A 20,898-nucleotide genomic window follows, 5' to 3' on the forward strand; every position below is an offset into this window, starting at 1 on the left:
TTTTTTTCATTCGTATGTTCGGTGAATAAATCTGTGAATAGGTATATGTTTCTTCCTGTATACACTCAGCACCAGACCGAATAAAACCGCATGAAGAACCGTAGCATCCATCCCGTAGCTGAGGAAGGGAAGCGGGAAGGATGCGGTTGGCAGGACCCCTATCGACATAAGCACGTGATAAAGGACTGGAACAGCATAGAACACCAGGCTCCCTCTTACCAGCAGCTGACCAAAGGGTTCCTTGATCTCCCTTGTCATCCAGAACAGGCGGCCAATCACAAGAACCAGAAGGGTCAGGAGAATAAGGGCAGCGGCCCAGCCCAGCTGATTCACTATTGAGAGAAAAACGAAATCGGTGTGACCGGAAGGCAGTGGCTCCGCTTGTGAGCTCTCCCCTATCCATGCGGCATGACTGATGACTTCCTCCATCCGCAAATACATATAACCGCCCCCATTCGAGAATTTCTCAGGGGATAAAAACGACAGCAGCCGATCCTTTTGATAGCTGGCAGCAACTGCAAAGAACCACCAGCCAGCATATACAGCTCCGATGATGGCTAACGAAGCCAACGACCAGAGGATTTTTTTGTTCACCCGTTTATGGAGGAACAGGGCCGTAAAGAGCAGCGTATAAATGAACGCAGCATTCGGATCCGCAGCTCCCATGAAAAAATAAACGGGAAGCACATACAACACGATCCCCTTCCACACCTTCATCGGTCCGTTACTGCCGATAGCAGCAAGACCAATGAGAAGCATCGGGATAAAATCGATGCTGGTCACATGAAAGGGTCCGACCTGCACACCCACGCTCCCCAGAATAAGCGTGGTCATCGACATCGGTCCCCACGTCAGAAACATGGCTCCTGCCAGACCCAGCCCGTAAAACAGCCACCCGAGCGGCCTTAGCTTCCTATAGTCAACAAACAGAAGGCCCCCGGCTGCCACGACACCGGCTGCCGTGAAGAAGACTTTCCCGTTGAATGAGTAGCCGTTTTCCCCGCTGAAGATCAGGGCCGTCAGAAAACCGCAGGCCATCAACGCAGCAAGAAGAAAGACCAGCCATCCGTCGATTTTCTCCTTGTATACGTCCTGGAAATGACGGCCGGTTTCCGGTGCACTCCCCATCCGGCGGACCGCTTCCGCCTCAGCCGCTTCCGGACTGAATCCCTTGTTCAGCAGGCTTTCTTTTTCCTGTTGGATATGGCTGTTCAACTCACAGGCAATCCTATTCCCGGTTTCTTTGTCTTTAATAAAGGACTGGACGGTTTGAAGGTAATCGCTTCGTGATTTCATATCTGCCCCGCCTCCACGAGTGTTCGCAGCACCTGTGGTTTGTCGGGGGAGGACTCATATTTCTTAAGCAGTTTTCTTCCCTTTCTCGTCAGAGAATAAAATTTCCGCCCGTCTTCTCTCCACTCCGACTGGATGCACCGCTTCTGTTCAAGGGTGTGGAGCGTCGTATACAGTGAGCCTTGATCGTCTTCAAAGGCTTGAATGCCTCTGGAACGGATTTTACCAGCCAGCGTATAGCCGGTCTCCTCCTGTACGAGGAGCTGTAGAATAGTCAGTCGGATGTGTTCCGGTGTACATTCCTGTCTGGCTATTTTCTTCATCACTTCATTCCGATGTCCCTGATCGAAGGTCAACGGCTTGAAGGATGTATCATCCAGTGCCTGTTTCAGCTTCTTTAATCGTTTGTCCATCAAAGCGTCCCTCCCAGACTTTTTTTCAGCAGGTCTTTGGCCCGCTTCAACCGTGTTTTTAACGTATTTTCATTTTTCTTCAACAGGTCTGCCATCTCTCTTGTCGATAAGTCTTCGTAGTAGTGAAGATAGATGACCTCCCTGTATTTCTCAGGCAGGTCCATCACCGCTGCGGCCAGTTCGTGGTCGACATGGTTCTGGATGACCGTGTCTTCTGTACTGGAGGCATCTTTTGTTTGTTCAAGCTGTTCCTGCTCGGAGACGGTCACCTTCCGGTTGTACCAGCTTTTCAAGTGATCCTTACAGTGATTGATGGCGATCCGCCACAGCCACGTTGTCATTTTCGACGTTCCATTGTATGTATGCAGGTGGTGATAGCCCTTCACGAAAATTTCCTGCGTTAGATCCTCCGCCAGTGCCGCATCCTTGACGTAGGAATAGACAAGGTGGAGGATGGCTGTTCCGTAGTTTTCCATCAGTTCCTGGATGATTGCTTCTCTGTTTTCATGTTCGATCGGTGTATTCATTGAGTGTTCCACATTGTCCCCTCCTGCCCCATTAAACGATACAGGTCTGGAAATAGTTTTACAAAAATAAAAAAAGACAGCACGAAGTGTGCTGCCTCAGGCCAAAACGTCCGGTGCAGGCCATCAAAGATGGCTCCATTCCGGATGTCCTCACTGAAATACGAGGCTGTTTCGTTTCAGGAATCGGTCATGGAACGTCAGAGGCACGCCTTCTCCATCTTTTTCTGCATGAATGTGAAGGTGCGGCTCCGTCGTATTTCCTGTGTTTCCCACTTCCCCTAAGAGATGGCCCGCCTCAACCGCATCTCCCTCCTGGACATGGACTGTGCCCGGTTTCATGTGGGCGATATGAACGTCCACGCCCTGACAGGAAAGAATGACGTGGTTACCAGCGGGATGCTGCTCCTTGTCCGGCTCCGCCTGCGGGAGAATATCTTCATATTCGTCCACCGCTGCTGTCACTTCACCTGTGCACGGACTGTACAGCGGCTCACCGTAGATTTCATAGTCTTCCAGGCTGGCGGGAGATAAGCCGTCAGCACGGACGGTGAGCGCATTGACTTTAAGAATGTCATAAGCATAGGCCTGTGTCTTGGATTCATAGTGATAGTTGATCGACGTACTGGCCCCCCCGTGACCCAATGCATAGACCCCGTGCTTCATTGGAAATTCCATGTCGACGGCCTTGTCTTCTTCCGGCAGGGCGTATCCCGACAGTCCGGAGACCGCAATGGATCCAAAATAAAGGATAAGAAGAAGGCTGATGACCATGGAAAATACAGCCCCTTTCCTCTTCTTTTCCGATTTCTCAGGCAGACTGCGCCAACGCCTGTAGACAAAAACGCTTACTATGAGAAAGCTGAGAGGCAGAAGCCAGCGCATGTAGTGGGTAAACATGTGCCACGGCCCGATGACAAAAATAAATGCCATGAACATGAGAACCGCAGCCCAGTCTATCAAGAGGTATGTACGTTTCGAATACGCTGTTCTCAATAAATGGACAAACAATAGAACGGGCAGTACAAGGTGGATAAAAGCCTGAAACCAGATCAACCAATCATTCCCTTCCCCGAATTAGAACGATGACGCTCTATGATCATCTATACGTTCTGCAATGGAAAAAGTTTCATAGGTTTCAGGCTGCCCCTCCCTACGTACGTCTGCTTAAGTATTCACTGGCACCCAGCACCACAATGGCAAACAAAGCAATCGTGATGACCAGCGCGCCGGGAACACCGGAGGATCCTAGGTAGAGCATAAGCAGGAGGGCCCCGCCGATGCCGAAAGCAGCAAATAACAGCGTTAAAATAACCGGGCGCCCGTACTTCAAGGACTTCCATTTCTTCCATCCGACCGCGGCCAGAATGAGCGCGGCAGCAAAAACAATGACAGCACCTGTCGTCATATGAGTTCCCCCCTTTTTGTAAAGGTATACCCGTAAGAGAAGCGTTCAATCGTGTGTTTTCATAATTTTCACATTGACAAGAGGAATGACCCATGATTAAAATAGTATCCAACTGTTAATAAAAAGAACGGCTGAGAGAGAAATCAAGTAGCCGTCAGGATCCCTGTCGCAGAGAGCCGGTGTGTGGTGAAAACCGGTACATATCCTGACTGTGAATTTCACTTCTGGAGCTTTTTCCACCGCGGTGGAAAACAGTGGCGACTGTTATACGCACAAGTGATGAGTGTAAGCTCATAACAAGGGTGGTACCGCGGTCCAACCGTCCCTACGTCATGTAGGGGCGGTTTTTTTATTTTTCAGCCCTTTGGCGCATAGATGCGGCAAAGTAAAAAAAGAAGGTAAAGGAGCATATGTCATTATGAAACAACAGGAGCAGTGGACATCCAAGATTGGATTTATATTAGCTGCCGCCGGATCCGCCATCGGCCTCGGCGCCATCTGGAAATTCCCTTATATCGCCGGCCAGAACGGAGGCGGAGCATTCTTTCTATTATTCATTATCTTTACATTGTTTCTCGGATTACCCCTGCTGTTAGCAGAGTTCTCCATCGGACGCACCGCTCAGAAAAACGCGGTGGAATCCTATAAAACCATTTCACCAGGTACAAAATGGCACTGGATCGGCATCATGGGGATGATTACATCCTTCCTGCTTTTATCGTTTTACAGCGTCATCGGCGGCTGGATTGTCGCCTACCTGTATAAAACGCTGACCGGACAGCTGGCCTCTGTGGATGCCTCGTCCTACGCGGATCTGTTCGGAAGCACGATTTCCCACCCGTTCGGGAGTGTACTTGTCCAGCTTATTTTCATGGTCATGACCATTCTTGTTGTCTCCCGGGGTGTCCAGCAGGGCATTGAAAAAGCCAGTAAAATCATGATGCCGGCTTTATTTGTTTTGTTTATCCTGCTTGTCATCCGGGCCGTCTCTCTTGACGGAGCGATGGAAGGCATCACTTTCCTGCTGATGCCGGACTTTACAAAAGTAACGTCACAGACGATTTTAGAAGCGATGGGACAGTCCTTCTTCACCTTGAGTGTCGGGGTTTCCGTTATGGTGACGTACAGTTCGTACCTGCCCAAAACCGAGAACCTCCCCCGCGCTGCCTTATCCATCGGCGGCATGAACATTTTCATCGTTCTGCTTGCGGGACTGGCCATTTTTCCGGCTGTGTTTGCGTTTGACCTTCAGGCGGATGCCGGACCTGTCTTGTTATTCCAGGTGCTTCCGACTGTATTCAGCCAGCTTCCGGGCGGCATGATTTTCTTTGCCGGCTTCCTGCTGCTGTTCCTGTTCGCCACGTTGACCTCAGCCTTTTCCATGCTTGAGATCATCGTATCGGTGCTCTCGAAAGGCGACAAAGCAAAGAGGAAGAAATGGGCATGGATCACCGGACTGGCTATCTTCGCTGTCGGCATCCCGTCGACGTTGTCCTACGGTGTTCTGGCAGACGCCACCCTGTTCGGCCGGACCTTCTTCGACAACATGGATTATGTAGTCAGCAACATCCTGTTCCCGATCGGTTCGCTTTTGATTGCCTTGTATGTACCGAACAAAATGAAAAAGTCAGCACTGTATGAAGAACTGCAAAGCGGCAGCCGGATGAAAAAAGGCTTGTTCCAAACATGGTTTATCCTGCTTCGGTATGTTGCCCCGCTTCTGATTATCATCGTCATGCTCGATGTGCTTGACGTATTTTAATCGATAGAGAAAAAAAGGAACTTCCATGTTTGGAAGTTCCGGCTGTAGAAAAAGCCTGTGTTCACCAGATTGAGTTGTCCATGTGTCGTGTGAAGGGTCACTTTCCGCTTATCGGTGGATGAATGCCGCGGGCACGCCCTCAGCTAACTTGGCCAGGAAGGTCGCCTGCCCAAGTGGATCTTCGGCCCGTGCTGTTCCCGCAGGCATCACCACCGAACGCTCCTCGTGCCAACGTCAGCATATATAGAAAGGAGACTGTGCACGAAGCAGATTCGCAGACTCAAAAGAACGGCATAGGCTGCGCGATTGCCGCTTGCTCGGAAAAGAACACCGGAAGGAACAGGCGCTGATGACGGCATTGCCCTCCATCCATCAAGAGTGGGCTGGGTGAAGGAGAGTTTTTGTCGATTTTAAAGAATCCCCAAGGAGCGGTGCCCCTTCCACTCCTGCGGAAGAACGAGTGGTCCGAGATCGCCGAGCGTGGGTTTTGCGAGGAAGCTCGGACGCTCGGACGCGGAAAGGGAAGGGGTTTTCGCTCCTCGCGGTAAGAAAGAAAAAAGCTTGTAAAGAAACAGGGGTTTCTCTACAAGCTGAGGAACTTCCATGTTTGGAAGTTCCTTTTTTTATATTACCAAGGAACAATGGCTTCTGCTCCCGACCGTATCCTTTTGGTTTCATATATTGCTTTTGTAACCTCACTACTTATAGGAGCTTATCTCGACGAGATGGATCGACAACAGATTCAGCTGTATTGGCAGCGGGCACTTGATGGTAATTTATTTATGCAGCCCCTGTTATTATTATTTTGGCAGCATTTTCTGCTTTCATTGTAGGAACTGGAGAGAAGTTATTCCAAGAAGATGATTCAGCATAAAAAGTGTGTAAGGTCCCCTACACACTTTTTTGTTTAAGGTAACTTTCTACCTCCGCTATTTTTGTTCCTGGTTTAATTTGATGGATAATCTTATCTTTTTCAATGTGTATATAGATGTAAGGATCGTCCCTCACAAAGGAATCCACTTCACTCCAAGTTTTTTCAATTGTTTCTTTATGAATAATTTGGATGGATTCATCAGTTAAGTAAACTTCTTTTCCCCCTATAAATCTATCTTTTCTTTTTAATAATGCTTTTTTATTTTTCTTTTTAATACCCTTAAACGTTATAAAAATATATAAGCCCAAACCAACCGTATACAAGAAAATATATGCCATAGGGTGTACAGAAGCTTCAGGGTGAGCGTTTTTATAAAATATCTGAGATGATGTGAGAAGAATAATTCCTACTACAACCGTAAAAATTTGGAATATACTTCCGCTCTTACTATGCTTGAAGAGGTAATCTATGTAAGGGTCCATATCTTCGTTACTTGTAGTATAGTTAATTTTAATCGCCATAAGCACCTCCCCTAAAGGTTGTTTATCTAAAATATTCTTTAAATAGTATAAATGATTCTGAGTATATAAACAAAACCATGCAATTATACGAATGTTTGTTCTTGTTTTTACCATAAGTCTTTTAATGAAAAGTTTGGGATACAGTAAATAAAGCAGCTGATAAATAAGTAGCAGGGAAGGCGGTTAATATCTCATTAAAGGAGAATTATGTAAGAGTGCCTGTTCCTTTCCAAAATAGAAATGGAAGAAACAGGCATGGTTGTAAGGTTTATTATATTCATCGATCCGCACACGATTTCTTTTATTTACTACGTCACGTCCCTCGAACCGGTGCTGTTGTTCATATGTGATGACTGTTCCTTTCGATGGACCCCTCTACCTTTTTTCCAAGAATCGCTTTACCCCTTCTACACAGTAATCATGGTCCATTTGTGGTGTAAGTCCCGCTATAGTAACAGAACCGATCGTACCTGCGTTTTTGATTTTAATGGGCAGTGAGCCCCCTACTGCTTGGTAATCCTCAACAGGAAGCAGGGAACTTTCATCATGTGTAGTGCCCATTTCTTCAAAGCGTGCGGCAATAAATTGTGTGCTGTGGTTATAGTGGTCCACCACTTTTTTCTTCCGATATAACCATTTCACATTCTCTTCCGATGTTCCATCCATTAAGTGAGTGAAAAGCGGGACACGATTCCTTTCAATGTGGACCGCGACAGATTTTCCGTTCTCTTTCGCATATTGGATGAGTTCTAACCCAAGCTCTAATGCCTGTTCATTTGTGAATTGGTCGAACACCAGTTCATTTTCAAGTTGCAGCAGCTCTTCTGTATTCATATCATTTCTCCTTTAAAATAATTGTTGTTTTTTATCTAGTCGATAGTTGATGACAGCAAGAAGAAGTGCGATGGTCACCATAATGGCACCAACCCAAGCTGTATCAAGGTAATTCATCGTCTCCACAACGAAACCGCCGATCGCAGAACCGCCGGCAATTCCTACATTGAAAGCGGAGATGTTCATCGCCGATGCGACATCCTTCGCTTTTGGTACAAGTTTCTCAGCGAGCATGAGAATGTAGGACTGGACCCCCGGGGTCAACATAAAGGCGAATAAACCAAGAATAAAGACGGATAGATAACTTAAGGCCTGGTTCGGCAGCAATACGAATTGTAAAAGAAGCACGAAGATTTGGATGAAGAATACAAATCGCAGGGCCTTTACAGGATGGCTGTTGCTTACTTTACCACCGACGATATTCCCGATCGCCACGGCTGTTCCGTATAAGAGAAGCATCCACGATACAGCCCCTTCGGTGAACCCACTTACTTCCTCCAGTATTGGTGAAAGATACGTAAATAACGCAAAAGTCCCTCCGAAACCGAACGCTGTCATCAGTAGAGCCAGTAAAATTCTCGGGTTCGATATAAGCCGTCCGACATCACCGAGCGTAGGAGATTCGTCCGACCGCTTCATACGATCGACCGCCCAAAGATTGGCGGCTAATCCGATAAGGCCGAGGGCTGCCACAGAAAAGAAGGTGGCTCTCCAACCAACCGCTTGTCCCACAAATGTCCCGAATGGTACGCCGATAATAGTAGCAACCGTCAATCCAGTGAACATAATGGAAATGGCCGACGCCTGCTTGTCTTTTGGCACAAGTTCTGCCGCTACAGTTGCAGCAATGGCGAAAAACACACCATGAGCTACAGCTGTAATAATACGTGATATCAACAATAACTCATACGTCTCCGAAAGCCCTGATAGGACATTTCCAAGGATGAAAACGGACATGAAAGTAAGGAGCAGTCCTTTCTTAGGAAGCTTCCCTGTCATGGTCGTAACAATGGGAGCCCCGATCGCAATGGCTGCTGCGTACCCCGAGATCAAAGTCCCGGCTTTAGTTACGGAAATATCCAAATCCGCTGCAACGGTTTGAAGGAGTCCGACAATAACGAACTCTGTTGTACGGATGGCGAAAGCACTAATAGCCAGGGATAAAAGTCCGATAATCGCTTTTGATGATAATTTACTCATAGATGTCTCCTCCTTACGTCTGGATTACAATAGTTTTGAAATTTGAGCGCTGCAGGCTCTGATCTTTTTACTGATCTGAGTGTCGTATCGTTTCGGAATTCGACTAGCCGGTCCAGATAATGCCAGGGAAGCCACCACTTCTCCATTTCGATAAATAGGAGCAGCAATACAGCGAAGTCCCACTTCCGTTTCTTCATCATCCACTGCATAGCCTTGAGCTTGTATGGCTTTGAGGTGATAGAGAAACAGTTGTTCATCATCGAATGTATTCTCCGTTTGTTTCTTCCACTGCAGTTTTCTCAGAAATTTCCTTTGTTTCGATTCGTCAAAGAAAGCAACGATGGCTTTCCCAAGGGCGCTTCCATGCGCAGGGTCGCGATCTCCAACCTCGGAATGGATCCGCATCGCATGTGTACCATCAACTACCTGGGTCGTAACTACATCTGTCCCGTCCAATATCCCGATATAGGCGGTTTCTCCCAGCTCCTGACTCAGCTCGTATAGTGGCGAAACTGAAACCCAATCCACTAAAGGGTTGTGGTCTTGTTTGAATTCTGCAAGCTTAGAAGAAGCCCGGTACACTTGACCGTTCTTCTCTACATATTCCATGTGTTCAAGCGTATAGAGCATGCGGAAGGCCGTCGTTTTGTTGAGCTTCATGTGATGCATCACTTCATTCATTGTCATTCCGCCGCTGTCCATCAGCAAATTCAGAATGAGCAATCCTTTTTTCAACGTTGAAACTTCATATTGACTCATGAGTGTGTGCCCCCTTTGCACAGGTGTTATCATATAACGCCGTAAAATGTATATCAAAAAAAGAACTTCCGGTTTCGATATATGAAACTCTCAACTTCATGATGAACTTCCAGACCTCATTCCATACTGTTTTGACAAGGGATTCACCCTGATAAGCACCAAATCGATTGCTCTTTTTGAATACAATCGATCAATTGTTCCTTCTGTCGTTTTTTGGTAAAGTTGATGGGCTAGTAACTAGAGGAGGTGAACACCTTGAAAAGAATAATCTTTATAACCATTTTCCTGCCCTTTTTAATAGCTGCATGCAGTAATAGTGATTCCTCAGTCAATGACCCGCAGACTCATGAAGAAACCACAGAACAAAGAGAAAATGATGACAAAGATAATGGAAATGACAATCAACAAGATAAGGTAGTTGAAAATAGTCAGGGGACATTCGAAATGGTTGACTTAGAAAGGGATCTAGGGACATTCGAATCTGGTCCTTTAACCATTCAAGTTAGTGATGTGAGTTTAATAAGTGGTACATACACAGACGAAACCGTGATCCAAAACCTTGAAAAAGAAGATGTAGAGTATGTCAGTATTGGGACAAAAATATCTACTAGGAATGAAGACATATTATTCACCCGCAATCATTTGTCATTAACAACGGGTGCAGGAGAGGAAGTACTCTCGCCAAATGAATTTATGAGTGATGATTTAAGTAAAGATATTCTCAGTGAAACTGATTTAATTAGAGTATTTACGTTCTTCCTGGAAGGTTCAAATGTGGAAGAGATTGATGAAGTGACCCTTCACATCCAATCTCCCCTTAATAGTGAAGGGGAACCTGTGGGCGAAGATATAGTTGTGGACGTTACATTCTAAACAGGTGGCGGTTATGGGAGAAACTCTCTATTTCTGTCATCATCCTGATTCCTTTATTGTTGATTTATGGATGTCAAAATAATGACTAACATAAAAAGAACTTCCAATCTTATGGAAGTTCTTTTTGTACTGGACTTATCCAAAGAACACTCAACTGGTTGAATACTCGAAGTCGATATACCTTGGTGAACCTTTTATTCAAGTACGACATGTTTCTTTTTATGACTTAACTTATGAGTTAGGTGACATCCCGGCCATCATGGCAGCAAACAATAGTAGGGCGGCCGTTCCCAATAAGATAACGATTGATACAGCTGCAAAATACTTCTGTCTCTTAAAAGATAGTATGGATAATATCATGGCTGTAATCAAAAACGTCCATATCATTATAATACTTTTTGAACCTGGAAGAAAAAGTAATGATAGAAACCCGGAGATAGGGACGACGCTTAAGATCAGTATATAGACCCCCAGTAGAATATCTTTATTCTTCAAAGCACCACCCCCTTCTTTCTTCCTTTACTACATATTAAAGAAACTATTTTGCAGGTGCTCATAGCCATTGCACCGCGCAGCTGATGGTGCAGAATGCCCCTAATGCATAAGACTCAAAACTCAAGGAACCGGCAGTTGAAGACTTGATTTTCATGATACCGACCGTACATGAATAATTACACGCCCATTATTAATGATAAATAATTTATAAAAGCAAACCACCCTATGGAGGCTATACTTAATGTAAACACCGTAAGTGACAGGTAAGGGTGATAGCCCGGATTCTCTCTTGATTGTATTAAAAAATATATTGACCCTGAAATACTTACTACAAATATCAATCCAAAGGTAACATTCATTACATTAGACAGTTTGATGCCCAAATCAACAAGTACGTGAATCAAGTAAACCAGGTTAACAATAACCGATAATACTAATAATGTTTTCTTCATAGTACCTCCTTAATGAATGGTCGTGTGTTGATCGATAAATTCAGCTCTTACATAATTCCAATGATTGCAAATGGCAGTAAGAAACTCAATTCTTTCTCAATAAAAAGAGACTTATCTTTCCTACCGATAAGTCCCGTTTCTACAAGACTTAATGCCGTGATAGTTTCAATAATGTTCAACTATTCACTACCTCTGTCTCTTCTTTCTTAAAGATACCAATCAGTAACATAACAAGTCCTATTATGAAGATAATGGGGAAGATATACCACATAATCATTCCTCCCCAACCACTTCCTACGATGACTGCCAAGCTTAACCCTGCAGCAAAAGCAAAAGCCGGGGAGATTGGTATCATAAGAACAATGCCCCATACCATATATTTTTTATTTTGTGGTTTATCCAGGCTGATTACAGATGCTGCCAATACACCTGAAAATGCAATGATATACCCTATAACGATAGCCATAACATCAACCCTTCCTATATTTTTCCCCTCTTTCACTAAACTGCTCTATGAGTTGAATAGGTCTATAACAATAGAATCAGCGAAAGCGGATAAACATAGATCCCATCCGCTCACAAGCATCACATTCAACACTACGCAGACCACCGCACAATTTAAATAGATTCACCAGACCATTACTTGACTACGCCTCTTTTCCCTTTGGTATCTTCCAAAAAAAGACCATTAAACAGCTGCCTTGCTGATACATACACCAATCCCCCAATGGCTACAGCGTATAAATCCAACCACAATCCATCTTGATACCGTTCAGGCTGGGTAAACAGCATCGTTGTCTGGAGTCCACTAATCATTAACGAAGGCATCATAAAGAACAGCCAAGGATTTAAAATCCACTTCCATTTGATTGCACCTTGCAAAGAGTGATGCATCACTTCACCGGCTCCTGCAAGAGAGGCAATATAAAACATTGTCATCCAAACACTGTACAAATCAATCCCATTATCAAGCTCAGGATGATAGTACTCCATGGAAAAGTAAGAAATCAAACTGAGACCTGCCACGGTCCACACAACGGACCACACGAAACGAAGCAGCTTATAGGTAGGAAAAAAGAACCTCTTGAACTCTTGATTCAGTTTTCCCTCATCGCCAAATGAGTCTATGGCGAGACGGATAGCTTCCTCTTCTGAATGCCCCTGGATGAGAAGCTCTTTCACATGATCCCTAAGGTGTCCCACCATCTCTTCTCTCAACTCTTCCTTTTCCTCATCAGGCAGGTTCTTGGTGATCTTCTTTACATACTGCTCAAACTCATCCATTAAAAATCCCCCAAAGTATTATCAATTAATGAATTAATCTGCTTCCAATCCTTACGTTTTCCTGCCAGTACAGTGCGTCCAGTTTTGGTAATGGAATAATACTTCCTCCGCCCGCCGGCGGATTCCGTACTCCAGTACGACCTCACCCATTCCTTTTTCTCAAGCCTCTTCAAAGCCGGGTACAAGGTTCCCTCTTTCATGTGGTAAGCCCCCTCGCTCAGCGTCCTGAGCTTCTTAGTCATTTCGTACCCATAACAGTCCTCCTGCCCCAGGATCGAAAGCAGGAGGATTTCAATGCTTCCTTTCATTAATTCTTTGTTCATTGCGTACCTCCAGATAATGGTAACTACATTGTATAACTACTTACATCGTAAAGCAAGGTAATAGAACCTAAACATTTCCAAAAATAAGAGAGCCCTGCCCCTGCAATGAGAGAGCTCTCTTATGAAACCAATTTCACTTAAAGTTGATCTATCGCTTAAAATGGCTCTACCAGCTGTTTTCCTAAAACTTTTCTTTGATGATCTTTTAATATATCGTAGAATATCAATGATCATTAATTACTTCCGCCATACAACAACATACATTTCGGGCGATTTTTTTCTAATACCGCAATTCAAAATAAAGAGTAGACGACTATAAGTATTATAGATTCGCCTTCGTTATGTAAGAACTTAGCTTATAAGCTAAAAACCCCTGCATTGTTGTTATTAAAGATTCCACTTTTCAAATGCTTCTTCTTTTATTTCAGCATCAGGCATAAAAGGAATAGTATGATACGACCAATCTAAAAATCCAGTTTTGCTCGCTTGAGTCAGAAAGGCTTTTTCAAATTCATTATTTACATAAGTTTTAGTTAAAAACATATGATTCCCTGTATAACTAACTACAACCTCAATATCCTCTTTGCCGACAGTGCTTTGTTCACTTTCTTCCCTGTCTTTATTGATGTCATTTATATAAACACCAGCATCATTAAGAATCAGTGTTTGGGTTCTTAAATATATTGAATCCCAATTCAAAACAAGGGAGAGAATACCTATAAGCGCCAAAGAAAAAAATAAAATCTTTTTCTTTTGTTTCAAACAATCCCTCCTTTACTCTTATTTATATTTTACTGCTCGTTTAGTTAATCGCTCTCATTTCTGGAAGACTTGGTTTGCGACAAACAACCCCACTGGTTTGATCTCAAAATCAAAGATGGAACTTAAGTAAGCTAAATATTTTTCTTGTACGCAAATACTTCTATTAAAATCAATAGCAGCACCCCTATAATAAATAAAAGCATTTGTTCCCAGATTAATAAAAGTGACAGCACGACTACTAAAGCTAAACTTCTTACCCACTGTTTTTGTAAAATCCTCATTCAGAAACACAACTTTCTTTAAATAATAGTTAACGTTCAAACAGCACCCAATCATACATCTAAGTGGCGGCTTGTACCTTACATACGGAATTAGGTCTCTTTAGTTTCAAGGCAGTGATTATTTTGAAACGGAGTTTTACAAAATCCTTCCCACTAGTAGAAAAGCGATTGCTCTTATTTAGCAATCGCTTCTATTTGTGAGAAACAACATAATGATTGGTGGGTCTTTTATAAACCAGTGAAAGCAAAACTATTATAAAGTCCCCTTCGGCTTCTTCATTGATAATTTTTTTAATATGTTCCTTCCAGCTAACAACGCAAAATATAAAGAAATGGTGACTAGTAATATTAGATAAAAGTCTCGTCCAGCAAGGTAAGTGGCAGAGTGAAGACCTTTTATAAGGAAGTGTGCGAACACGTAGGAGATAGGCAATAGAATGATTTTTTCCAGTCCATTTCTTATTTTTTCGTTCTTACGGAATAGGACCCATCCAATTCCACAAATAATTGAAAACCCTACAGCAAACAACAAATAGTAGCTTAAAACAAGCCGAGGTAACGTCATAACAGAACCATCTGTTATTGGATTACCATAAATTAAAGTATTTTCACTTCCATCGGTATTGTAATAATAGATAGAAGAGACCGTTTCCCCTTTCGGGTTTAAGACCGTGTTTTCCAGGTTGCTTCTGCTTATTTTCTGGTGCCAAATTGTTTCCCATGTCGTTATATCATAGACATAACCGGAATTGTCTTCTGCTGGATATTCGGTTACATCAAAGCCAGCGACTTCTTCACTAAAATTCAATAGTACAGTTCCGTCATCCTTTTCGATGATTGAAACCGCATCTTCATTATAAGAGAGGTAAGCTGGCGTCGTCAGATAAGCGATTGTAACCACTGCAAAAACCAATGTTACCAAGATTGAAAATATAATCGTCTGCAGCTTTTTCCTTCGCAATGTATTCTGTATGTTTCTTAAGGGAGCTATATCGGTATCTACCGGCGGTTCTTCAAAAGTCCGCATTTCTTCAAGGCGTTTTTTGCAGTTTTCACAAGAAGCTATATGGTCTTCGACTAGATCCCTGGTATCTTGACTTGCCATATCCTCGGCATATAACGGCAGTATATCCCTGATCACATTACAGCTGATTTTCATCGATAATCCCCCAATCGCGCTTTAACCTTTTCCCTAGCACGGTGATAAGTAACACAAGCCCAGTTATCACTCTTTCCAAACAATTTGCCAATTTGCTTAAATGACAGTTCTCCAAATAAACGGAGCGTAAAGACCTTTTTGTATGGCTCTTTTAAATTCTGGATCATTTCATGTACCTTCACAGACGCTTCTGAAGTGGTTATTTCTCGTTCTACATTGTCTCCACTAGCTGATTCTGGAACGGACTCAAAATCTACGAAGCTTTTTTTCTTACGCAAATAAGAGTAATAACTGTTTTTGGCAATTTGGCATAACCAAACCCGGATATCACTCTCCCCTTTGAAACTGTCTAACGATGTTAATGCCTTCATAAAAGTTTCCGAAGTGATATCTTCAGAAATATGCTTATCGCCTGATAAACGATACACATATAAGAATACATCTTTAAAGTATGTATGATAAATATCCTCAAGCTGTGTCACCATCTCACCTCCTTACATATAAGACGCGATAAACGCAGATATCTTACAAAAATATAAAAAAAACCGAACAAAGTACGCCCGGTCCTTTTTATTAATGGAAGTAAATATTTTATTGTACACGTAAATATTCCAGTGGTGGACGATTAACAAAGTGCTTCTCGATAGAAAGAAGGACTTCCTCGTTACCTGGTATTGAAACTGTATCACATGCTTCTTTAAAGGAAACCCATTTATAATCACTATGCTCATAGTTTAAATTCACCTTTTGTGACTCATCAACGTAACCTACGAATACGGGTGCAATATAAATATAGTTCTCTTCAGGTGAATAGATCTGGTCAAATTGATTGGAGCTATAAAGCGGGAGATTTGTAATTCCTGTTTCTTCTTTAACTTCTCTGAGAGCAGCTTCCCAGGCTTTTTCCCCTTCTTCAATTCCTCCACCTATGTAACACCAGACATCTCTCAAAACAGATGTATCACGTTTAAGTAATAGAACTTTATCATCTGATTCCGTTCGTTTTATTAAAACTGTTGCCACACCTGTGCACCTTAGTGGTACCTGCAAATTCATTTACTTGAAGCCTCCCCATTTAACTTGTATTAAATTTTTGCCTATTGACCTTCTATTAGCTGAAGGCTTGGTTTCAAGATAAAAAGGACCATTAAAGCCTGAGACAGCTATTATTAGAAAAATGATCCTTGATGATTTTCCTTATAAGGTGTACTTAAATAATAATTCTCCATTATTCGGGTCTCTCTCATTCATATACTTGAATCCAATACTTGTATTTAGTTCAAAAGCCTTGTTATTGTCCTCCGTGATACTTAGATATATAACGTTCACTTCGTATTCTTTAGAAATTATATCAATCAGACTTTTTATCGCTTGCTTACCGTAACCCTTGCCTTGATCCTTTTCATCGATCATTATTCTATCAAGCCAGGTTTCTTTATTGGGACCAAAAGAACCGTACATAGCAAAGCCAACAATATCTTCTTCACAATATATAGCTACTGGATGCCATTGATGGTGAGCGGCAGCTTCTTTCAAACATTCATCTACGGTCTCAATAAATTTCTCTTGTTCAGATTTCAATTTTATATTTCTAACTATGTATTCGTTAGTATCATCGATGTCTTTGAAATATATATTAGCCATAATCAATACTACACCTCCTATGGTTAAGACTTTATCGATGAGTACTGATGTCTCCGTTCACCACTATTCACTATACAAATAAAAGAAGGTACTATTTTTTTGAAGATTTGCCTCCGTTCCATGAAGAATCTAATAACGATTAACGAGAATATAGAACTTTGAATGAGATTAAATAGAAGATTAGACCAACTATTGGTATCGAAGCTGTCGTGAACATCGGATACCAAACATAATCCAGGAAATAGTTTGGAATGAACATATATGAACCGAGGATTAAAAATGAATACAACAATATAAAAGCAAATGCAAAACGTACTGCTTTTCCAGTTATCTCCACCGACCGTTCATCTGAGGCATCATATTCAGGTAAGATATAGTCTTCCATTTTTGCTTGTTTATTTTTCCCCATAAAAAGTAAATGAATCACATTCATAATGACTAATATTATCGTGATGCCAATAAATATATGGCCCACCATATTATCTATATTTACGGAAAACCCATCGATATATCCTCTTCCTAATAACTCAAATTGTTGTTCAACTCTAACAGAATTATAAACCATAATCCCTAGTGAAACATAAAGTAAAGACCTCATAATAATTGTCAAATATAACCTCATTACTCTTCTCCTTCTTTATAAAAGATATTTTCTATCGGTTCATTGAAAACTTCTGCAATATTCATAGCTAGAAGTAATGAAGGAACGTAACTTCCCTTTTCCAATGAAACAACCGTTTGCCTGGTTACACCAATCTTTTCAGCCAAATTTCCTTGTGTTAAGTTGTATCTAGCTCTTAACTCTTTCACGCGATTAATCAACAATCAACATCACTCCCAAACTTTTCCTCCGTCATTGTAAAGTCAATTATTCTTTTTGTAAAGTTGATTTTACTTTTCAAACATCAAAACTCCTTTTTTGAAACAAAAAAACTGTACCATCTCTTCAGAGTACAGTTGAAATATTAATTACTTCACTTCTCCGCCTAATTAGTACAAAAGCAGGCCTGTTATTATTGAACAAACTTGCTCCGACAAGACAATATACGAAAGTAATTGTTCAACTAAAGCCCCTTTACTGTAAGACTTAAAATTGAGGTGCCTCTTTTTGTTGCTTTATCTTTGTGTCCGTTGGATTACCACACACTGATTACAAGAAAATATATCACAACTGGAAAAAAATGCGTTTGTAATAGTCAACGGTTTTTTACCTTCAAATAATCTTAGGATTAGTAACGAGCTTAAAAATAGAACTATCCATCCAGCTATGGAAAGTAGTATATTTTTTGGTAACAGCTCGTTAAAATAATGAAAGAAGAGTACAGACCATACAAATATAATCAGATATTTCATGAAGTTCTTCAATTTTCCTTTCCTCTTTTTAGACAATCAACCTCTATAGTGGAAGACTTGAGTTTCCTGCACTATCTTTCGATTAATCACAGAATTCCATTATTCATTTCTTCCTTTTTTCCTAATAGCGATAATGGCAATAGAAAGCCATAAAATAATACTATTTGCTAATAAAACATACAGAAGGATAACAGAACCAAATGCCGCTCCTTGGCTACTAATATAAGCAGCGTAGTTAATACCTCCGTAAAAAAACAAAAACGGAGCGCCGATTGAAGTTATAACTAATAAAAACTGGGAAATACCCTTTTTAAGATTATAATTAAACCAAATCCAAGATCCGACTATTAACACTAGAGTTGTTGAAAATAATAAAAACTTTATCCCTCCCTGGAAGTACTGAGTGTTCAACTAACCTGCTCCTTCAGTTAAATAGGTTTAACTACTGATATTACTTATGCTTATGTATTAAAGGGCAGAATGCTATTACTAACTCAAGCCTATAGAAAAGACATCTGAAGAGAGTATCTGGAAACTCAGTCTTCAACAAACCTGCCTCGTTTGTTTAATACTTGATTTCTAGATTTATCCTTTGTAAAGAACATATGTGAAAACCCACTGAATCCATCTCTATGACGGTATGCACGAGTCACGGCTTTTTCAGTTTAGAGTAAGTGAACCTTTTGCTTTTATTTTACATGCAAAATCCCTAAAAGCATTAAAAACGCATTTAGAGATTTTTATATCTTTTAATTATTCTTTTATCGCACTGTAAATCATCATTCCTATACTCACTACTATTACACCAATAATAACCAGCATAAATACATCAAATAAATCCATATTAATCAACTCTTTTTTATTACGCATTCAAAGCTATAAGTATTAGATAGTTTCAACCAAGCTTTTTAGGAGCTCTATGGATCCCGCCTGTATCACCAAAATCAACTGAAAGAGTTCCCACCCGCATTTTAACAACTATCGATTCCGTTTTTCTTTTTGCTTGCGTTTCTCTTCCCATTATTTCTTTACCTGAGATTTAGTAAGTCATCATAGATACTTCAATTAAGAATGTAGTTTAAATAATACTCTCAGGATCAATACTCACTTTCCAATATGGAGTACACTTCTGTATCTCTAAACTCGCCCTTTATAAATTCATTTTTTCTTAAAGTGCCTTCATAATTCATGCCTAACTTCTTCATTACTTTTTGAGAACCAAAATTATCTGTATCGGACCTACCCTCAATTCTGTTAAGGTATAGTTCGTTAAAGCCGTAGCGAACAAGTTCCTGAAGTGCTTCAGTAGCAATTCCTTTCCCCCAATATTCTTCCGATAAAAAGTACCCCAATTCTACGCACTTATGCTTATTACTCCAATCAATAAAGGCGGCTACACCAATCACTTGGCCTGTTTCATTCCATTCAATGGCCCATTCACCTGATTCACCTTTTCCGTAACCTGTAATTACCATATTTAAAAACTCTTCGGTTGCATCTATCGACTCATTTACTTCCCATGTCATAGGCCGTGCTACATTAGGATTAGAACAGAAACTAAACACATCTTCTAAATCTGAAAAAGCGAGCTTTCTTAGTGTTAATCTAGCAGTATTAAACTCAGGCATGTCTCTTAAATATGTTTCAACTTCCATACGCCCACACTCCATACATCTTTTTAATTTATCAAAAATAAATATTATGACATCATATCGCTATTTTACATAATTTTCAATACTTTTAAAGGAAACATTACTTCTCCTCCTGTTCTCAAAAAAGACGACGATTACTCTTATTGAATAATCGTCGTCCGTTTTTGAAGACTCGATATTGAGACCTATTTAAATATCTTATTTACCACATATTTAAGCTGGATGTTTAATTATACATATGGACCAGGGTTACATCGATAAAAATTAATATAAAGAAGGTTAGGGCGCTCCCATATACATAAACCTTCTTTTCCTTGAATATCCAAGCAGCTAAGGTTAAAAGTGCAAAAACAATTATAGAACCCTGTAATTTTTGTAATCTATCCTGCTTCTGAAAAATATCAAGCATTTCTGAAGGGGCACCTTTAAAAAGTTGATCATTGATTTCCTTACCATACCAGTTATAACTAATAATTCGATAAGTAGAGGATTCCTTTATATACTCTAACTTTTTAAAGCCTAACACTGGTAAGTCCATCGAAAAAATAAAAAGTAATCCAGCTATAATGAATATTAATATCTGCGCTAATGTCTTTTTTTCCAAAAGAAACCTCCTTATGAGTAAGTTTAATTGTTTAAAGCCAGGTTTTGATCCATGTAACTCGATTAGTTATTAAAATAAGCGATCGTTAATAGAACAATCGCCCACGTTTCTTTAAGACTCGAAGCCGAAATACTTTGGAGTTGATCTTCAACTATCGCTCTGATTAGTTTAATAACGTAAACCCTGATGCTATAAACACTACAATTAAAATTAACTTTATGTAACCACTATATTTAGGTGTTCCATGGTTTTTCTCTAAATATGCTATATAGTTCACAAGTAAAAGTAATCCAACGATTGAGGTAGCAAATCCCACATTGTCATCTTGTATTACCATAGCCCTTAAAGCCATGAATCCTACTAGAAAATATCCCAAATACCCCATCGTAAATTGCAAAACATGCTTCATACCTTCCCTCCTAAATTAC

Annotated in this window: 26 protein-coding genes and 1 other annotated feature; of the genes, 2 read left to right on the forward strand and 24 right to left on the reverse strand. The window is 41.1% G+C overall.

Going from position 1 to position 20,898, the window contains the following annotated elements:
- Nucleotides 1-6: 6 nt before the first annotated feature.
- The 5 genes from GLV97_RS17355 to GLV97_RS17375 all read right to left on the reverse strand — a co-directional run bounded on the left by GLV97_RS17355 (nt 7) and on the right by GLV97_RS17375 (nt 3,638).
- On the reverse strand, nt 7-1,296 hold the full coding sequence (locus tag GLV97_RS17355) for an FtsW/RodA/SpoVE family cell cycle protein (RefSeq protein WP_160842102.1): 1,290 nt from the start codon (nt 1,294-1,296) through the stop codon (nt 7-9).
- The gene (locus GLV97_RS17360) at nt 1,293-1,706 is read right to left on the reverse strand and encodes a PadR family transcriptional regulator (RefSeq protein ID WP_160890210.1); all 414 of its coding nucleotides are present in this window, start codon (nt 1,704-1,706) and stop codon (nt 1,293-1,295) included. Before GLV97_RS17360 ends, GLV97_RS17355 begins: the two co-directional genes overlap by 4 nt.
- Nucleotides 1,706-2,245: a sigma-70 family RNA polymerase sigma factor gene (locus GLV97_RS17365; RefSeq protein WP_337192766.1), complete on the reverse strand. Its 540-nt coding sequence runs from the start codon at nt 2,243-2,245 to the stop codon at nt 1,706-1,708. Before GLV97_RS17365 ends, GLV97_RS17360 begins: the two co-directional genes overlap by 1 nt.
- 138 nt (nt 2,246-2,383) lie before the next feature.
- On the reverse strand, nt 2,384-3,286 hold the full coding sequence (locus GLV97_RS17370) for a M23 family metallopeptidase (RefSeq protein WP_160890211.1): 903 nt from the start codon (nt 3,284-3,286) through the stop codon (nt 2,384-2,386).
- A gap of 97 nt (nt 3,287-3,383) precedes the next feature.
- A complete protein-coding gene (locus tag GLV97_RS17375; protein WP_160835240.1) occupies nt 3,384-3,638 on the reverse strand; it encodes a hypothetical protein in 255 nt (84 codons plus the stop codon).
- A 124-nt stretch (nt 3,639-3,762) separates the two neighbouring features.
- Nucleotides 3,763-3,968 (forward strand) — a binding site (T-box leader).
- Nucleotides 3,969-4,056: 88 nt separating this feature from the next.
- On the opposite strand from GLV97_RS17375, the gene GLV97_RS17380 reads away from it, so the two are divergent.
- Nucleotides 4,057-5,400 (forward strand): sodium-dependent transporter, encoded by a 1,344-nt coding sequence (locus GLV97_RS17380; RefSeq protein ID WP_160890212.1) that lies wholly within the window; start codon nt 4,057-4,059, stop codon nt 5,398-5,400.
- An 891-nt stretch (nt 5,401-6,291) separates the two neighbouring features.
- Here GLV97_RS17380 and GLV97_RS17385 read toward each other — a convergent pair.
- The 4 genes from GLV97_RS17385 to GLV97_RS17400 all read right to left on the reverse strand — a co-directional run bounded on the left by GLV97_RS17385 (nt 6,292) and on the right by GLV97_RS17400 (nt 9,588).
- Nucleotides 6,292-6,795 carry a hypothetical protein gene (locus GLV97_RS17385; protein WP_160842105.1) on the reverse strand — a complete coding sequence of 168 codons (504 nt, stop codon included), beginning with the start codon at nt 6,793-6,795 and terminating at the stop codon, nt 6,292-6,294.
- A 375-nt stretch (nt 6,796-7,170) separates the two neighbouring features.
- Nucleotides 7,171-7,629, reverse strand: a complete 459-nt coding sequence (locus GLV97_RS17390) for a heme-binding protein (protein WP_160842106.1) — start codon at nt 7,627-7,629, stop codon at nt 7,171-7,173.
- A 12-nt stretch (nt 7,630-7,641) separates the two neighbouring features.
- Nucleotides 7,642-8,829: an MFS transporter gene (locus tag GLV97_RS17395; protein WP_160890213.1), complete on the reverse strand. Its 1,188-nt coding sequence runs from the start codon at nt 8,827-8,829 to the stop codon at nt 7,642-7,644.
- A 24-nt stretch (nt 8,830-8,853) separates the two neighbouring features.
- A complete protein-coding gene (locus tag GLV97_RS17400; RefSeq protein WP_160890214.1) occupies nt 8,854-9,588 on the reverse strand; it encodes an IclR family transcriptional regulator in 735 nt (244 codons plus the stop codon).
- A 255-nt stretch (nt 9,589-9,843) separates the two neighbouring features.
- Here GLV97_RS17400 and GLV97_RS17405 point away from each other — a divergent pair, with 255 nt between their 5' ends.
- The gene (locus GLV97_RS17405) at nt 9,844-10,461 is read left to right on the forward strand and encodes a hypothetical protein (protein ID WP_160890215.1); all 618 of its coding nucleotides are present in this window, start codon (nt 9,844-9,846) and stop codon (nt 10,459-10,461) included.
- Nucleotides 10,462-11,132: 671 nt separating this feature from the next.
- Here GLV97_RS17405 and GLV97_RS17410 read toward each other — a convergent pair.
- From GLV97_RS17410 to GLV97_RS17480, 15 genes are all read right to left on the reverse strand, one after another.
- Nucleotides 11,133-11,408, reverse strand: a complete 276-nt coding sequence (locus GLV97_RS17410; protein WP_160890216.1) for a hypothetical protein — start codon at nt 11,406-11,408, stop codon at nt 11,133-11,135.
- A 175-nt stretch (nt 11,409-11,583) separates the two neighbouring features.
- Complete coding sequence (locus tag GLV97_RS17415) at nt 11,584-11,874, reverse strand: hypothetical protein (RefSeq protein ID WP_160890217.1); 291 nt, start codon at nt 11,872-11,874, stop codon at nt 11,584-11,586.
- Between the two features lie 173 nt (nt 11,875-12,047).
- Complete coding sequence (locus GLV97_RS17420; RefSeq protein WP_160890218.1) at nt 12,048-12,692, reverse strand: permease prefix domain 1-containing protein; 645 nt, start codon at nt 12,690-12,692, stop codon at nt 12,048-12,050.
- Complete coding sequence (locus GLV97_RS17425) at nt 12,692-13,015, reverse strand: PadR family transcriptional regulator (RefSeq protein ID WP_160890219.1); 324 nt, start codon at nt 13,013-13,015, stop codon at nt 12,692-12,694. Before GLV97_RS17425 ends, GLV97_RS17420 begins: the two co-directional genes overlap by 1 nt.
- A gap of 387 nt (nt 13,016-13,402) precedes the next feature.
- Entirely contained in the window at nt 13,403-13,777 is a 375-nt protein-coding gene (locus GLV97_RS17430; RefSeq protein ID WP_160890220.1) for a hypothetical protein, read from the reverse strand.
- Nucleotides 13,778-14,311: 534 nt separating this feature from the next.
- Nucleotides 14,312-15,217 carry a zf-HC2 domain-containing protein gene (locus GLV97_RS17435; RefSeq protein ID WP_160842113.1) on the reverse strand — a complete coding sequence of 302 codons (906 nt, stop codon included), beginning with the start codon at nt 15,215-15,217 and terminating at the stop codon, nt 14,312-14,314.
- Complete coding sequence (locus GLV97_RS17440) at nt 15,214-15,702, reverse strand: RNA polymerase sigma factor (protein ID WP_202409556.1); 489 nt, start codon at nt 15,700-15,702, stop codon at nt 15,214-15,216. The genes GLV97_RS17435 and GLV97_RS17440 overlap by 4 nt, the downstream gene beginning before the upstream one ends.
- 106 nt (nt 15,703-15,808) lie before the next feature.
- On the reverse strand, nt 15,809-16,273 hold the full coding sequence (locus tag GLV97_RS17445; protein ID WP_160835231.1) for an NUDIX hydrolase: 465 nt from the start codon (nt 16,271-16,273) through the stop codon (nt 15,809-15,811).
- A 141-nt stretch (nt 16,274-16,414) separates the two neighbouring features.
- Complete coding sequence (locus GLV97_RS17450) at nt 16,415-16,861, reverse strand: GNAT family N-acetyltransferase (protein WP_160836440.1); 447 nt, start codon at nt 16,859-16,861, stop codon at nt 16,415-16,417.
- Nucleotides 16,862-17,000: 139 nt separating this feature from the next.
- The gene (locus GLV97_RS17455) at nt 17,001-17,483 is read right to left on the reverse strand and encodes a hypothetical protein (RefSeq protein WP_160890221.1); all 483 of its coding nucleotides are present in this window, start codon (nt 17,481-17,483) and stop codon (nt 17,001-17,003) included.
- Entirely contained in the window at nt 17,483-17,686 is a 204-nt protein-coding gene (locus GLV97_RS17460) for a helix-turn-helix transcriptional regulator (RefSeq protein ID WP_160835229.1), read from the reverse strand. Before GLV97_RS17460 ends, GLV97_RS17455 begins: the two co-directional genes overlap by 1 nt.
- 627 nt (nt 17,687-18,313) lie before the next feature.
- A complete protein-coding gene (locus GLV97_RS17465) occupies nt 18,314-18,625 on the reverse strand; it encodes a hypothetical protein (protein WP_160835228.1) in 312 nt (103 codons plus the stop codon).
- 686 nt (nt 18,626-19,311) lie between these two features.
- The gene (locus GLV97_RS17470) at nt 19,312-19,869 is read right to left on the reverse strand and encodes a GNAT family N-acetyltransferase (protein ID WP_237418648.1); all 558 of its coding nucleotides are present in this window, start codon (nt 19,867-19,869) and stop codon (nt 19,312-19,314) included.
- A 223-nt stretch (nt 19,870-20,092) separates the two neighbouring features.
- Nucleotides 20,093-20,470 (reverse strand): hypothetical protein, encoded by a 378-nt coding sequence (locus GLV97_RS17475; protein WP_160835226.1) that lies wholly within the window; start codon nt 20,468-20,470, stop codon nt 20,093-20,095.
- A gap of 163 nt (nt 20,471-20,633) precedes the next feature.
- Nucleotides 20,634-20,879, reverse strand: a complete 246-nt coding sequence (locus GLV97_RS17480) for a hypothetical protein (protein ID WP_160835225.1) — start codon at nt 20,877-20,879, stop codon at nt 20,634-20,636.
- Between the last annotated feature and the right edge of the window lie 19 nt (nt 20,880-20,898).

It is taken from the genome of Halobacillus litoralis (assembly GCF_009856355.1).
Lineage (GTDB): Bacteria > Bacillota > Bacilli > Bacillales > Halobacillaceae > Halobacillus > Halobacillus litoralis_B.

Coding starts and splice junctions, on each gene's coding strand:
- GLV97_RS17440 (WP_202409556.1), bottom strand. CDS start 15,702: ATGGTGACACAGCTTGAGGATATTTATCATACATACTTTAAAGATGTA.
- GLV97_RS17420 (WP_160890218.1), bottom strand. CDS start 12,692: ATGGATGAGTTTGAGCAGTATGTAAAGAAGATCACCAAGAACCTGCCT.
- GLV97_RS17385 (WP_160842105.1), bottom strand. CDS start 6,795: ATGGCGATTAAAATTAACTATACTACAAGTAACGAAGATATGGACCCT.
- GLV97_RS17395 (WP_160890213.1), bottom strand. CDS start 8,829: ATGAGTAAATTATCATCAAAAGCGATTATCGGACTTTTATCCCTGGCT.
- GLV97_RS17380 (WP_160890212.1), top strand. CDS start 4,057: ATGAAACAACAGGAGCAGTGGACATCCAAGATTGGATTTATATTAGCT.
- GLV97_RS17425 (WP_160890219.1), bottom strand. CDS start 13,015: ATGAACAAAGAATTAATGAAAGGAAGCATTGAAATCCTCCTGCTTTCG.
- GLV97_RS17410 (WP_160890216.1), bottom strand. CDS start 11,408: ATGAAGAAAACATTATTAGTATTATCGGTTATTGTTAACCTGGTTTAC.
- GLV97_RS17355 (WP_160842102.1), bottom strand. CDS start 1,296: ATGAAATCACGAAGCGATTACCTTCAAACCGTCCAGTCCTTTATTAAA.
- GLV97_RS17470 (WP_237418648.1), bottom strand. CDS start 19,869: ATGGAAGTTGAAACATATTTAAGAGACATGCCTGAGTTTAATACTGCT.
- GLV97_RS17455 (WP_160890221.1), bottom strand. CDS start 17,483: ATGAGGTTATATTTGACAATTATTATGAGGTCTTTACTTTATGTTTCA.
- GLV97_RS17480 (WP_160835225.1), bottom strand. CDS start 20,879: ATGAAGCATGTTTTGCAATTTACGATGGGGTATTTGGGATATTTTCTA.
- GLV97_RS17445 (WP_160835231.1), bottom strand. CDS start 16,273: ATGAATTTGCAGGTACCACTAAGGTGCACAGGTGTGGCAACAGTTTTA.
- GLV97_RS17415 (WP_160890217.1), bottom strand. CDS start 11,874: ATGGCTATCGTTATAGGGTATATCATTGCATTTTCAGGTGTATTGGCA.
- GLV97_RS17400 (WP_160890214.1), bottom strand. CDS start 9,588: ATGAGTCAATATGAAGTTTCAACGTTGAAAAAAGGATTGCTCATTCTG.
- GLV97_RS17450 (WP_160836440.1), bottom strand. CDS start 16,861: ATGGCTAATATATATTTCAAAGACATCGATGATACTAACGAATACATA.
- GLV97_RS17360 (WP_160890210.1), bottom strand. CDS start 1,706: ATGGACAAACGATTAAAGAAGCTGAAACAGGCACTGGATGATACATCC.
- GLV97_RS17435 (WP_160842113.1), bottom strand. CDS start 15,217: ATGAAAATCAGCTGTAATGTGATCAGGGATATACTGCCGTTATATGCC.
- GLV97_RS17375 (WP_160835240.1), bottom strand. CDS start 3,638: ATGACGACAGGTGCTGTCATTGTTTTTGCTGCCGCGCTCATTCTGGCC.
- GLV97_RS17390 (WP_160842106.1), bottom strand. CDS start 7,629: ATGAATACAGAAGAGCTGCTGCAACTTGAAAATGAACTGGTGTTCGAC.